We start from the raw sequence: 13,888 nt of genomic DNA on the forward strand, positions 1-13,888 counted from the left end.
TGAATGCCGACTCAGGCCAGGTGCGAAAGCATTTCGCTCGCTTCGCTCTTCTGCTTGTCGTTCCCCTCGCTGATGACTTCATTGAGGATGTCGCGCGCGCCGTCGTTGTCGCCCATGTCGATGTAGGCCTGAGCCAGATCGAGCTTGGTCGCAGCTTCGTCGGTGCCGGACAGGAAGTCGAAGTCATCCTCTCCCAGATCATCGCCCAACGCAGCATCAGCTTCGGTGAAGCTTGGCTCGTTGATACTGCTCGACAGGCGATCCAGCTCGGCGTTGACGTCGTCCAGTTCGGCGGCGAACGCATCCGGCTCGGCAGGCGCCGCGTCCATTTCGTCAGCCAGGGACAGGTCGAAATCGGCTGGCAGTTCCAGATCGTCCTGCGGCACGTCGGCCACGGTCGGGGTGTCGACCAGCGGCAGATCCTTCACGCCTTCGTCCAGATCCAGCAGGAAATCATCGTCTGCCAGCTCGACCGGCGCAGGTGCAGGATCGGCACCGAGGTCCAGATCCAGGTCGAAGTCCGACAGGTCGTCGAGGTTTTCCTTGATGTCGGTCTGCTGTTGCAGCACCGACTCGAAGCTCAGGTCGTCGTCAGTCGGGAACGCGTCCAGCTCGACCGGCGCTTCCGGCTCGACAGCAGCCACAGGTTCTACCGGCGTGATGTTGTCGAGATCGTCGAGGCTCAGGTCGAAAGCGCTGTCCAGTTCATCATCTGCCGCAGCAGGTGCTTCAGGCTCGTCGAGCAGCAGCTCCTTGACGTAATCCTCGTCCAGCTCGGCAGCAAGGGCCGCGGCCGCCAGACCGCCGGCCGCGACGACCGCCATGGCCGGGAAGCGGCTTTTCAGCTCTTCGACCTTGGCGAAGTTGTCGCCATTGGCAACCAGTTGGCGTTCCTGACCGACGAACGCATCGCGATCACCCTGGCGACCGTAAACTTCCATCAGTTTCAGACGCAAATCACTGCGCTGCGGCTCCAGGCTCACGCCCTCCTCCAGCAACGCGGCGGCTTGATTCAGACGACCGCCGTCGATGTGCGACTGCGCCTTGTCCAGCACGTCGTCGGAACGCTCGGCGGCCGGTGCCACCAGCGGCGCGGCGATCGGCTCGGCCATCACGACTGGCGCAACTACAGCAGCGGCGGCAGGAGCTGGAGCTGGAGCTGGAGCTGGAGCTGGAGCTGGAGCTGGTGTCAGCTTGACGCTGGCGGCCGGCACTTCCAGACCTTCGAAGCTGCTTTCCGGCAGATCGAGGTCCTGGGAGAAGGATTGCTCCTCCAGCGCACGGGCCATGCGCAGGTGTTTTTCGGCTTCCTGTTGCGCTTTGCGGCGACGAGCCAGCAGCAACAGCAGGAGCAGCAGAACCACCGCACCACCACCGACCAGACCCAGCAGGATCGGATTGGTCAGCAGTTCGTTGAAGGTTTTCTCGTCATCGGCGGCCGGCTTGGTTTCAACCACAGGCTCGACAACCGGTTCGACCGGGGCCGGAGCAGCAGCCTCAGGCGCAGGTGTGGCCGGGGCCGCTTCTGCAGGAGTAGCCGGCGGCGTGGCAGCCAGTTCCGCGGTGATCGCCGGCACCACTGGCGCAGTGGCGGCGGTCGCGGGAGCAGCGCCCGAACCTTCGGCCTGCATTTTCGCCAGTTGATTGTTCTTCAGCTCGATCAGGCGTTGCAGCTTGTCCAGCTGGCTTTGCAGATCGGCCATGCGGCTTTTCAGTTCTTCGTTGTCACGACGGGTGGTGTCGAGACTTTCCTGGGTCACCGCCAGCTTGTTGCTCAGGGCCTTGGCATCGCCGGCCGGGCCCTTGCCACGCGCCTTGGCGCTTTCGGCAGAAACCAGGCTCAGGTTGTCCTTGGCGTTTTGCGCAGCGCCGGTATTGGCGCGGCCACGATTGGTCGCATCGAGCTGCTGTTGACCGGTGCCCGGCTTGGCCACATAACGACGGCCCTGACGCCAGGCTTCGTTCTGCGCGGCCACTTCGGCAATTGCCTTGGACTGCGGCAGCGCGGTGCTTTGCACCTGATCCGGCAGACGCAGCACTTGGCCGGTTTTCAGGCGGTTGATGTTGCCGCCGATGAACGCGTCCGGGTTCAGGGCCTGGATCGCCAGCATGGTCTGCTGCACCGAACCGCCGGTACGCGCCTTGGCGGCGATTTCCCACAGGGTGTCGCGCGGCGTGGTGGTGTGGGTCGAATGCGTGGCGCCGGTGGTCGGTGCGGTGATGGTTTGCGCCGGCGCAGGCTGGGCGGCGGCATCAGCGGTCTGCGGCGAGAACTTCGACGGATCCAGCAGCACGCTGTAATCACGCAGCAGACGGCCGTTCGGCCACATCACCTGCACGAGGAATTTCACCATCGGTTCCGACAGCGGCTTGCTCGACGTTACGCGCAGCACGCTTTTGCCGCTGGCGTTGAGCACCGGGGTGAAGGTCAGATCATTGAGGAAGGCCTGGCGATCGACGCCGGCCTTGGCGAAATCTTCCGGCGAGGCCAGGCTCGGCACCACTTCGGCAGCGGTCAGATCCTTGACATCGAGCAGCTCGATTTCCGCCACCAGCGGCTGGTTCAGGGTCGACTTCAGGGTCAGCTCCCCGAGCCCGAGGGCATGCGCCATACCGGAGGACAGCGCCGAGGCGGCCGCTATTGCTAACACCAGTTTGCGAACTTGAACCATAGCCTCTTCCTTTGTTTGAACGTTCCTCGGCCAGCGAGAAGATGTTGAGTGTCGCTGCCGTAAGGCATTGCGCGCGACGACGACAGCATGCCGCGCGCGATCATTTCTTTGATGCCCCGGAAAGTCCCGGAGGGAATTACGTTATCAAGCGATCTGGCCAAGCATAGCGCCCGGCTAGAATCAGTCGACAAATTGTTGCCAAGTATCTTTTACAGCAGGTCTTTTATCAACAACTCGGCCACTTGCACTGCGTTGAGGGCCGCACCTTTGCGTACGTTATCTGACGTCAGCCACAGATTAAGTTCCGACGGTTCGTCGATACCGCCGCGCACCCGCCCGACATAGACCACGTCCTGCCCCACCGCGTCACCGACCGCAGTCGGATAATCGCCGGCTTCGACCAGTTCGATGCCCGGCGCATCTTCGAGGGCGGCATTGACCTTTTCCAGGTCGACTGCGCTCGCTGACTGCAAGGTCACGCTAAAGCTATCGCCAAAAAACACCGGGGCTTGAATGCAAGTCGCGGAAATCTTTAAAGAAGGTAGCGCCAGCATTTGGCGCAGCTCACGCACCAGACGCTTTTCCAGCAACGTATGGCCTTGCGCATCCGGCGTACCGACCTGGGCCAGCACGTTGAATGCCACCTGCCGGTCGAAGAACTTCGGCTCGAGCGGACGCAGATTCAACAGCTCAGCGGTCTGGCGCGCCAGCTCGGAGACTGCTTCGCGCCCCTGAGCGGAAATGGCCAGATTGGCGGTGACATGCACGTATTGCAGCTCGATCAGCTCGCGCAATGGCGCCAGCACCACGGCCAGCGCAGTGGCCGACGGGCTCGGGCTGCTGACCTGAAACGGCGCTTTCAGACCGGCCAACACCTCGACATTGGCTTCCGGCACCACTTGCGGGGCTTGGTCTGCCGGCAAGGCACCGGACAGATCGATCAGTGAACAACCCGCGGCATGAGCGCGAGCCGCGTAACTCAGGGTGACCGCAGGCCCCGCCGTAAAGAAAACCAGTTTGACCTTGGCGAAATCGAACTCATCGACCTCACGCACCCGCACGTTCTTGCCACGATACGACACTGAGCTGCCAGCCGATTCGCTGCTGGCCAACAGATGCAGTGTGCCAACCGGGAAGTCGCGTTCTTCGAGAATCTGCACAAGCGCTTCGCCGACAGTACCGGTGGCGCCGATCACGGCAATATCAAGGGTCTGGGTCATGGTGCTACCTCTGGCGAAACGGGGGGAGCGGCACTTTACCGGGTGAGTCGCACACAGGCAATTCGCGCCCGCCGCGAAGAGCGGACGCGGAGCGTCCATGGCTGCATTCCCACGCAGAGCGTGGGAACGATCAACAGGTACAAAAAAACCCGCGCCTCTCGCAAGGCGCGGGTTCTTTCATTGCATCAAGCGATCAACGCTCCAGCAGGATCCGTAGCATGCGGCGCAGCGGTTCGGCCGCGCCCCAGAGCAGTTGGTCGCCGACGGTGAAGGCACCGACGAATTGCGAACCCATGTTCAGCTTGCGCAGACGACCGACCGGTACGTTCAGCGTGCCGGTGACTTTCGTCGGGCTCAGCTCCTGCATGCTGATTTCACGGTTGTTCGGCACCAGCTTGACCCAAGGGTTGTGCTGGCTGATCAGCCCTTCGATGTCGGCGATCGGCACGTCTTTGTTCAGTTTGATGGTCAGTGCCTGGCTGTGGCAGCGCATGGCGCCGATGCGCACGCAGATGCCGTCGACCGGGATCGGGCTCTTGAAGCGGCCGAGGATCTTGTTGGTTTCGGCCTGGGCCTTCCACTCTTCACGGCTCTGGCCGTTCGGCAGTTCCTTGTCGATCCACGGGATCAGGCTGCCGGCCAGCGGCACGCCGAAGTTTTCGGTCGGGTATGCGTCGCTGCGCATGGCTTCGGCCACACGACGGTCGATGTCGAGGATCGCGCTGGCCGGGTCGGCCAGTTGATCGGCGACAGCGGCGTGGGTCGCACCCATCTGCTTGATCAGTTCACGCATGTTCTGCGCGCCGGCACCCGAGGCCGCCTGATAGGTCATGGCGCTCATCCACTCGACCAGACCGGCCTCGAACAGGCCGCCCAGGCCCATCAGCATCAGGCTGACGGTGCAGTTGCCGCCGATGTAGTTCTTGGTGCCCGCGTCGAGCTGCTGGTCGATGACCTTGCGGTTGACCGGGTCGAGGATGATGACGGCGTCGTCGTTCATCCGCAGGCTCGAGGCCGCGTCGATCCAGTAACCCTGCCAGCCGGCTTCGCGCAGCTTGGGGAACACTTCGCTGGTGTAGTCGCCGCCCTGGCAGGTCAGGATCACGTCGAGGGTCTTCAGCTCTTCAATGCTGTAAGCGTCCTTGAGCGGAGCAATGTCCTTGCCCACGGACGGGCCTTGGCCACCGACATTGGAAGTGGTGAAAAACACCGGCTCGATAAGATCGAAATCCTGCTCTTCCAGCATCCGCTGCATGAGCACGGAACCGACCATGCCGCGCCAACCGATCAGACCTACACGTTTCATCGCAACTACACCTTCTTGAAAAGTGGGCCGCTGCTTTGTATTGAATTTCGCAGCGGGCCCGAGAGATTACAGATTCCGCAGCGCGGCGACTACTGCGTCACCCATTTCCTGCGTACCGACTTTAGTGCAACCGGTCGAAAAGATGTCGCCGGTGCGCAGACCTTGATCCAGCACCACGCTGACCGCTTTCTCGATGGCATCCGCCGTTTCGTGCAGATTGAAGCTGTAACGCAGCATCATCGACACCGACAGAATGGTTGCCAGCGGGTTGGCGATGCCTTTGCCCGCGATGTCCGGCGCCGAACCGTGGCAAGGCTCGTACATGCCCTTGTTGTTGGCGTCCAGCGAGGCCGACGGCAGCATGCCGATGGAACCGGTAAGCATCGACGCTTCGTCGGACAGGATGTCGCCGAACATGTTGTCGGTGACGATCACGTCGAACTGCTTCGGCGCACGCACCAGTTGCATGGCGGCGTTGTCGACGTACATGTGGCTGAGTTCGACTTCAGGGTAATCCTTGGCCACCTGCTCGACCACTTCACGCCACAGTTGGCTGGACGCCAGCACGTTGGCCTTGTCCACCGAGCACAGTTTCTTGCCACGAACCATGGCCATGTCGAAACCGACACGGGCGATGCGGCGGATTTCGCTTTCGCTGTACGGCAGCGTGTCATAGGACTGACGCTCGCCGTTTTCCAGGGTGCGAGTGCCGCGCGGCGCGCCGAAGTAGATACCACCAGTCAGCTCACGGACGATCAGGATATCCAGGCCGGCAACGATTTCCGGCTTCAGGCTCGAAGCGTCAGCCAGTTGTGGGTAAAGGATCGCCGGACGCAGGTTGCCGAACAGGCCCAGTTGCGCACGGATTTTCAGCAGGCCGCGCTCAGGGCGGATGTCACGTTCGATGGTGTCCCATTTCGGGCCGCCCACGGCGCCCAGCAGCACGGCATCGGCAGCGCGAGCGCGAGCGAGAGTTTCGTCGGCCAGCGGCACGCCGTGCTTGTCGATGGCGGCGCCACCGATCACGTCATGGCTCAGCTCGAAACCCAGGCTGTACTTGTCGTTGGCCAGCTCCAGCACCTTGACCGCTTCGGCCATGATTTCCGGACCAATACCGTCGCCTGGGAGAATCAGAATCTGCTTGCTCATGCTTTCCTCGTGTCTTCAATCGGTGCGCCATCGACTGGCGCGCCCGGAAAAATGCTTGTCGTTCTAAGTTTATTTCTCGGCCCAGAGCACCAGTACATCTGTACTGAACGAACCATCGGCCTCAATCTCAAAATATTCGCGCACTTCGTTGCCCATCGATTGCTGCAACTGGCGGATCGCGGCGCGCATCACTTCAGGTGTGCGCATGCGCTCGACCCAGCTGTTGTATTCCAGACGCAGGCGCTGACGCGTGGTGCTGCGGGTGTGCAGCCCGGCCTCGCTGACCTGGCGCAACCACTCACCGGCCGAATAATCGCGCACATGGCTGGTGTCGCGCAGCACCTCAACGCTCTGCAAATAGGTGTCGAACAGCGGACTGCCCGGCGACAGCACATCGATGAATGCCGCCACGCCGCCCGGTTTCAGCACCCGACGCACTTCGCGCAAGGCCACGCCGAGGTCGCTCCAATGGTGCGCCGAATAGCGGCTGAACACGAAGTCGAATTCGCCATCGGCGAACGGCAGGTGCTCGGCGGCGCCGTTGACCGTGGACACGTTGCTCAATCCGCGATCAACGGCAGCGGCGGCGACCACGTCGAGCATCTGCTGCGACAGGTCGTACGCGACCACTTCCTTCACCAGCGGAGCAACGTGAAAACTCACGTGCCCGGCGCCGCAACCCAGATCCAGCACCCGCGCCTCGCCCTGCCCCGCCAGTTCAGCCTGCAGGAGCGCAAATTCAGTGCCTTGAGCGTGAACGGCGCTGCTCAGGTAGGCGGCGGCCTGTTCACCGAATTGCTTTTGTACAACCTGACTGTGGGCGGTGCTGGTCATGGTCACATCCTGATTTCTATGTTGTTTGAACTGCCCTTTTCGCGAGCAAGCTCGCTCCCACAGGGGAATGCACTTCAAATGTGGGAGCGGGCTTGCCCGCGATGGGGCCAGCCCTGACTACATCAATCTCACGCGTCGCGGAACAACCACGGCTGGCTCGCGCGATGCCTGGCTTCAAACGCTGCAATCGCATCGCCGTCCTGCAAGGTCAGGCCGATGTCGTCCAGGCCGTTGAGCAGGCAGTGTTTGCGAAAAGCGTCGATCTCGAAGCGATACACCTTGCCGTTCGGGCTGGTGACGGTCTGCTCGTGCAGATCGATCTGCAACTGATAGCCCGGCGCGGCCTCGACCTGTTTGAACAGCTCGTCAACCTCAGCATCGCTCAAGATGATCGGCAGCAAACCGTTCTTGAAGCTGTTGTTGAAGAAAATGTCGGCGTAGCTCGGCGCGATGATGCTGCGGAAACCGTATTCTTCCAGCGCCCACGGCGCGTGTTCACGGCTGGAGCCGCAACCGAAGTTCTCGCGGGCCAGCAACACGCTGGCGCCTTGATAACGCTCGGCGTTGAGCACGAATTCCTTGTTCAGCGGACGCTTGGAGTTGTCCTGATACGGCTGACCCACATCGAGGTAACGCCACTCGTCGAACAGGTTCGGGCCGAAACCGGTGCGCTTGATCGACTTCAGAAACTGCTTCGGAATGATCTGGTCGGTGTCGACGTTGGCACGATCCAGAGGCGCGACGAGACCAGTGTGCTGGGTAAATGCCTTCATCTTTACTGTGCTCCTTGGATCAATTCACGAACGTCGATGAAACGACCGTTCACCGCCGCCGCAGCGGCCATGGCCGGGCTGACGAGGTGGGTACGGCCACCGGCGCCCTGACGGCCTTCGAAGTTACGGTTGGAGGTCGAAGCGCAATGCTCGCCGGACTCCAAACGGTCCGGGTTCATCGCCAGGCACATCGAGCAACCCGGCTCACGCCATTCGAAACCGGCTTCGAGGAAGATCTTGTCCAGGCCTTCGGCTTCAGCCTGTGCCTTCACCAGACCCGAACCCGGCACCACGATGGCCTGTTTGATGGTCGACGCAACTTTGCGGCCCTTGGCGATCACCGCGGCAGCGCGCAAGTCTTCGATGCGCGAGTTGGTGCAGGAGCCGATGAATACGCGATCGAGCTGAATGTCGGTGATCGCCTGGTTGGCGGTCAAACCCATGTATTTCAAGGCGCGGACGATCGAGTCGCGCTTGACCAGATCCATCTCTTTGGCCGGATCCGGCACGTTCTGATCAACGGCCAAGACCATTTCCGGCGAAGTACCCCAGCTGACCTGCGGCTTGATCTGCGCGGCGTCGAGCTCGACCACGGTGTCGAAATGCGCGTCGGCGTCGGACACCAGGTCTTTCCAGGACTCGACCGCCAGATCCCACTCGGTGCCTTTCGGTGCGAACGGACGACCCTTGACGTAATCCACCGTCTTCTGGTCCGCCGCTACCAGACCCACGCGGGCGCCGGCTTCGATGGACATGTTGCAGATGGTCATGCGGCCTTCGATCGACAGATCGCGGATCGCGCTGCCGGCGAATTCGATGGCGTGGCCGTTACCGCCGGCCGTGCCGATTTTGCCGATTACCGCGAGGACGATGTCCTTGGCGGTCACGCCGAACGGCAACTGGCCTTCGACGCGCACCAGCATGTTCTTCATTTTCTTGGCGACCAGGCACTGGGTGGCGAGCACGTGCTCGACCTCGGAAGTGCCGATACCGTGAGCCAGGGCGCCGAACGCGCCGTGAGTCGAGGTGTGCGAGTCGCCGCAGACCACGGTCATGCCCGGCAAGGTCGCGCCCTGCTCCGGGCTGATCACGTGAACGATGCCCTGGCGCACGTCATTCATCTTGAACTCGACGATGCCGTATTCATCGCAGTTGTCGTCGAGGGTCTGAACCTGCAAACGCGAGACCTGGTCGGCAATGGCGCTGATGCCACCCTTGCGCTCCGGGGTGGTCGGAACGTTGTGGTCCGGGGTGGCGATGTTGGCATCGATGCGCCATGGCTTGCGCCCGGCCAGACGCAGGCCTTCGAAGGCTTGCGGCGAGGTCACCTCGTGGATGATGTGACGATCGATATAGATCAGCGCCGAGCCATCGTCGCGCTGCTTGACCAAATGCGAATCCCAGAGCTTGTCGTAGAGCGTTTTGCCGGCCATCAGACGGTTCCTCATCAGCTTGTTTCTATGCCCTGGGCTTATCAATAACCCTTTGGCTTGTGAGGCCGATCCTATGGGGTTAGATTAAATAACTCAAATTCATATTTTTTATGCTTTGGATAACCAACTGGAATACGAACATGGACCTGGCCAACCTCAATGCTTTTATCGCGATCGCCGAGACCGGAAGCTTCTCCGGCGCCGGTGAACGGCTGCATTTGACACAACCGGCGATCAGCAAACGCATCGCCGGGCTGGAGCAGCAATTGAATGTGCGGCTGTTCGACCGGCTCGGTCGTGAAGTAGGCCTGACCGAGGCCGGCCGGGCCCTGCTGCCACGGGCTTATCAGATTCTCAATGTGCTGGACGATACACGCCGCGCCCTGACCAACCTGACCGGCGAAGTCACCGGCCGCCTGACGCTGGCCACCAGTCACCACATCGGCCTGCACCGTTTGCCACCATTGTTGAGGGAATACACCCGACGCTACCCACAGGTTGCGCTGGATATTCAGTTCCTCGATTCGGAAGTGGCCTACGAGGAAATTCTCCACGGCCGGGCGGAACTGGCGGTCATCACGCTCGCGCCGGAGCCGCATACGCTGGTCAAAGCTACGCCGGTCTGGGATGACCCGCTGGATTTCGTGGTTGCTCCAGAACATTCGTTGATCAGTAACGGCGCTGTCACGCTGGCGGACATTGCTGGTCATCCGGCGGTATTCCCCGGCGGCAACACCTTTACCCATCATATTGTCCAACGCCTGTTCGAGGCCCAGGGCCTGACACCGAATATCGCCATGAGCACCAACTATCTGGAAACCATCAAAATGATGGTTTCGATTGGCCTGGCGTGGAGCGTTTTGCCACGCACGATGCTCGACGATCAGGTGGCGCGCATACCTTTACCGGGCATACAGCTCAGTCGCCAGCTAGGCTATATCCTGCACACTGAAAGGACGCTGTCGAACGCTGCACGGGCCTTTATGGCCCTGCTGGACGCTCAAATCGATCTGCCAGGGACTCTCGGCTAACTTGTGCTACTCCTATAGAGCTGCCGTTCCTGTGCCAAACGCCCACATCAGCTCAAGGCTCCTCGACAATGCCGAAATCTGTTGACCGTATTCCGCCGATGCCGCGTATTCAGGCCATTGATCCACGGCATTCCGAACAGAGCTGGGAAAGTGCACCGCAACTGCTGGCCGCGCTCAACGGCGCCCGGCTCGGCGCCTGGTACTGGGACATCGAGCGCGGGCAAATCAGCTGGTCGCGGGGAACGCAGGCGCTATTCGGCTTTGATCCACGTCAACCGCTCCCTGAAGATCTGGAATACCTCGACCTGCTTCCGCCGGAAGACCGGGCAAAAACCGTGCGCGCCTTTCACGCCGTCATCGCCGGCGCACCACTGGAACAGGCGATGCACCACCGCATCCGCTGGCCCGACGGCAGTCTGCACTGGCTGGAAATCAACGGCAGCCTGCTGCCGGACAAGCATGGCCGGCCCCGAATGATCGGGGTGATCCGCGAAATCACCCACCAAAGGCAGCGGGAACAGGCCCTCAGCAGTTCGGAGAAACGCTTTGCCACACTGTTCCACCTGTGCCCGAACATGGTGTTGCTGACTCGCCAGGAAGACGGCCTGATCACCGAAGCCAACCAGTATTTCGAAAGCCTCTTTGGCTGGCCGGTGCAGAGCGCCATCGGCCGCACCACGCTGGAGCTGGGCTTGTGGGTGCATCCGGAGCAACGGGCGGAGCTGGTCAAAAAAACCAAGGCCAAGGGCGAACTGATCAGCATGGAAGTGCAGTTCCGCGCCAGCAACGGCCAGATACACGACGGTATTCTCAGTGCACAAAAGGTCGAGCTCGAAGGCCAGCCGTACCTGCTCAGCACTTTTCTAGACACCACCGAGCGCAAAGCCGCCGAACATGCCCTGAAAGACAGCCAGGAACGCCTCGATCTGGCACTGGACTCAGCCCAGCTCGGCACCTGGGACTGGCACATTCCCAGCGGCATGCTTTATGGCTCGGCGCGGGCTGCGCAATTGCATGGCCTGGAGCCAAAGCCGTTTCATGAATCGTTCGAGGAGTTCTTCGAAGGCGTGCCCGGGGAAGAGCGCGACACCATGCGCGATGCCTATCGCAGCCTGCGCGAAGGCCCGGCCGGCAATTATCAGCTGACCTATCGAGTGCAACTGCCGGACGGCAGCTCGCGCTATCTGGAAAGCCGCGCCCGCCTCTATCGCGATGACAACGGCGTACCTCTGCGAATGGCCGGCACCCTGCTGGACATCACCGACCAGGTCGAGCGCGAACAACGGCTGGTGGCCTCGGAGGAGAAATTCGCCACGCTCTTTCAGGTCAGCCCCGACCCGATCTGCGTGACCCGCCAGGAAACCGGGGAGTTTATCGAAATCAATTCCAGCTTCAGCCAGACCTTCGGCTGGAGCGCCGCCGACATCATCGGTCGCACCGCCGAAGAAATCGGTCTGTGGGATGCGTCGGCGAAAAGCCTGCAACGGATCGAACGGGTGATCCGCGAACAGGGCCTGAGCAATGTCGCGATCATCGTCCAGCACAAGGACGGTCAGTCGCTGACCTGCGTGATTTCCAGCCGGCAGATCAGCGTCGGCAACCAGCCGTGCATCGTCACGACGTTGCGCGACATCACCCAGCAACAGCGCTCGGAAGCGGCGCTCAAGGCCAGCGAGGAAAAATTCGCCAAGGCGTTCCACTCCAGCCCCGACGCCATCACCATCACCGAGCGCGACACCGGGCGCTATCTGGAGGTCAACGACGGTTTCTGCCGCCTGACCGGCTATCGTGCCGACGAAGTAGTGGGCAAAACCGTGTACCAGGTCGGCATCTGGGCCGAGGAAAAACAACGTTCGGCACTGCTCGCCGAACTTCAGATCAAGGGCCGCGTGCACCATCAGGAAATGCTCGGGCGCAACAAGCGTGGCGAGATATTGACCGTAGAAGTCTCGGTCGAGCCGATCATCCTCAACGAAACCGCTTGCCTGCTGCTTACCGCCCGTGACGTCAGCCTGCTGAAGAACGCCGAGGCGCAGATCCGGCATCTGGCTTATCACGATCCGCTGACCAACCTGCCCAACCGCGCTCTGTTGATGGATCGCCTGAGCCAGCAGATCGCCCTGCTTAAACGCCACAACCTGCGCGGAGCGCTGCTGTTTCTGGATCTGGATCACTTCAAGCACATCAACGACTCGCTCGGCCACCCGGTCGGCGACACGGTGCTGAAAATCATCACCGCGCGACTTGAAGCCAGCGTGCGCATGGAAGACACCGTGGCGCGACTCGGTGGCGATGAATTCGTGGTGTTGCTCAGCGGCCTGGAAGGTACTCGCAACGAAGTCAGCGCACAGGTGCGCGATCTGGCCGACACCATCCGAGAACTGCTGTCGGAACCGATGTTCCTCGACGGCCAGCGCCTGCAAGTGACACCGAGCATTGGTGTGGCACTGATTCCCGACCACGGATCGACCCCGACCGACTTGCTCAAGCGCGCCGACATCGCGCTGTACCGGGCCAAGGACTCGGGACGCAACACCACGCAGATGTACCACAACACCATGCAGAAGGCGGCCAGCGAGCGCCAGCGCATGGAGACCGATTTGCGCCTGGCTTTGTCGCGCAACGAATTCACCATGCATTACCAGCCGCAAATCGACGCCAAGGACAACCGCATCATCGGCGCCGAAGCGCTGGTGCGCTGGAATCACCCGGAACTGGGCGCCCAATCGCCCGCAGAGTTCATCAAAGTGCTGGAGGATAGTGGTCTCATTCTGGAGGTTGGCACCTGGATCCTTGATGAGGCCTGCTGCGCCTTCAAGGCATTGATCGCCGAAGGCCTGATCGATCCTCTGGCGTTCACTCTTTGCGTGAACATCAGCCCCCGACAGTTTCGGCAGAACGACTTCGTCGAGCGCATCGAGCACAGCATGACCAGCCATGGCCTGCCCTGCTCGTTGCTGAAACTGGAAATCACCGAAGGCATCGTCATCCAGAATCTGGAAGACACCATCAGCAAGATGCGTCGCCTGAAAAAACTCGGTGTGAGTTTTGCCATGGACGATTTCGGTACCGGCTATTCATCGCTGACCTATCTGAAACGATTACCGGTGGACACACTGAAGATTGATCAGTCGTTCATCCGCGACGCCACCACCGACCCCAACGACGCCGAAATCATCCGCGCCATCGTCGCCATGGCCCGCAGCCTGGAACTGGAAGTGATCGCCGAAGGCGTGGAAACCCCGGAACAGCTGGCCTTCCTGCAAGGATTGGGGTGCCATTTGTATCAGGGTTATCTGCACAGCCGGCCGTTGCCGCTGGAGGGGTTGAAAGGATTGCTGGAATGACGGGCACAAAAAAGGGCGCCTTTCCAGACTGTGTGAAAACACACTGACAGGCCTTAGACCAAACGCCCCGACTTATTCGGGGCGTTTGTTTTTGTGCTGAAAAAGGCTCTTCAGCCCATCAGT

At 61.2% G+C, this 13,888-nt stretch carries 9 protein-coding genes; 2 read left to right on the forward strand and 7 right to left on the reverse strand.

Translation table 11 applies throughout. The features are described from left to right. Positions 1-11: 11 nt before the first annotated feature. The 7 genes from CAF63_RS23165 to leuC form a co-directional block, all read right to left on the reverse strand. Positions 12-2,672 carry a FimV/HubP family polar landmark protein gene (locus CAF63_RS23165; RefSeq protein WP_085689281.1) on the reverse strand — a complete coding sequence of 887 codons (2,661 nt, stop codon included), beginning with the start codon at positions 2,670-2,672 and terminating at the stop codon, positions 12-14. Between the two features lie 209 nt (positions 2,673-2,881). Further along, positions 2,882-3,892, reverse strand: a complete 1,011-nt coding sequence (locus CAF63_RS23170) for an aspartate-semialdehyde dehydrogenase (protein WP_085689284.1) — start codon at positions 3,890-3,892, stop codon at positions 2,882-2,884. A gap of 193 nt (positions 3,893-4,085) precedes the next feature. Continuing rightward, a complete protein-coding gene (gene asd, locus CAF63_RS23175; protein ID WP_011333354.1) occupies positions 4,086-5,198 on the reverse strand; it encodes an aspartate-semialdehyde dehydrogenase in 1,113 nt (370 codons plus the stop codon). 66 nt (positions 5,199-5,264) lie between these two features. Continuing rightward, a complete protein-coding gene (leuB, locus tag CAF63_RS23180; RefSeq protein WP_085689287.1) occupies positions 5,265-6,347 on the reverse strand; it encodes a 3-isopropylmalate dehydrogenase in 1,083 nt (360 codons plus the stop codon). A 69-nt stretch (positions 6,348-6,416) separates the two neighbouring features. After that, positions 6,417-7,181 carry a class I SAM-dependent methyltransferase gene (locus CAF63_RS23185; RefSeq protein ID WP_085689290.1) on the reverse strand — a complete coding sequence of 255 codons (765 nt, stop codon included), beginning with the start codon at positions 7,179-7,181 and terminating at the stop codon, positions 6,417-6,419. Between the two features lie 128 nt (positions 7,182-7,309). Then, positions 7,310-7,954 carry a 3-isopropylmalate dehydratase small subunit gene (gene leuD, locus CAF63_RS23190; protein WP_011333351.1) on the reverse strand — a complete coding sequence of 215 codons (645 nt, stop codon included), beginning with the start codon at positions 7,952-7,954 and terminating at the stop codon, positions 7,310-7,312. A 2-nt stretch (positions 7,955-7,956) separates the two neighbouring features. Then, entirely contained in the window at positions 7,957-9,387 is a 1,431-nt protein-coding gene (gene leuC, locus CAF63_RS23195) for a 3-isopropylmalate dehydratase large subunit (protein ID WP_085689293.1), read from the reverse strand. A 140-nt stretch (positions 9,388-9,527) separates the two neighbouring features. On the opposite strand from leuC, the gene CAF63_RS23200 reads away from it, so the two are divergent. Both CAF63_RS23200 and CAF63_RS23205 read left to right on the forward strand, forming a co-directional pair. Beyond that, on the forward strand, positions 9,528-10,418 hold the full coding sequence (locus tag CAF63_RS23200; RefSeq protein ID WP_085689295.1) for a LysR family transcriptional regulator: 891 nt from the start codon (positions 9,528-9,530) through the stop codon (positions 10,416-10,418). Positions 10,419-10,486: 68 nt separating this feature from the next. Then, positions 10,487-13,765: a bifunctional diguanylate cyclase/phosphodiesterase gene (locus tag CAF63_RS23205; protein WP_085689298.1), complete on the forward strand. Its 3,279-nt coding sequence runs from the start codon at positions 10,487-10,489 to the stop codon at positions 13,763-13,765. Positions 13,766-13,888 lie beyond the last annotated feature (123 nt).

This window comes from Pseudomonas sp. B20(2017) (assembly GCF_002113125.1).
In the GTDB taxonomy this organism is placed as follows: Bacteria; Pseudomonadota; Gammaproteobacteria; order Pseudomonadales; family Pseudomonadaceae; genus Aquipseudomonas.

Coding starts and splice junctions, on each gene's coding strand:
- CAF63_RS23165 (WP_085689281.1), bottom strand. CDS start 2,672: ATGGTTCAAGTTCGCAAACTGGTGTTAGCAATAGCGGCCGCCTCGGCG.
- CAF63_RS23170 (WP_085689284.1), bottom strand. CDS start 3,892: ATGACCCAGACCCTTGATATTGCCGTGATCGGCGCCACCGGTACTGTC.
- CAF63_RS23185 (WP_085689290.1), bottom strand. CDS start 7,181: ATGACCAGCACCGCCCACAGTCAGGTTGTACAAAAGCAATTCGGTGAA.
- leuC (WP_085689293.1), bottom strand. CDS start 9,387: ATGGCCGGCAAAACGCTCTACGACAAGCTCTGGGATTCGCATTTGGTC.
- asd (WP_011333354.1), bottom strand. CDS start 5,198: ATGAAACGTGTAGGTCTGATCGGTTGGCGCGGCATGGTCGGTTCCGTG.
- leuB (WP_085689287.1), bottom strand. CDS start 6,347: ATGAGCAAGCAGATTCTGATTCTCCCAGGCGACGGTATTGGTCCGGAA.
- leuD (WP_011333351.1), bottom strand. CDS start 7,954: ATGAAGGCATTTACCCAGCACACTGGTCTCGTCGCGCCTCTGGATCGT.
- CAF63_RS23205 (WP_085689298.1), top strand. CDS start 10,487: ATGCCGAAATCTGTTGACCGTATTCCGCCGATGCCGCGTATTCAGGCC.
- CAF63_RS23200 (WP_085689295.1), top strand. CDS start 9,528: ATGGACCTGGCCAACCTCAATGCTTTTATCGCGATCGCCGAGACCGGA.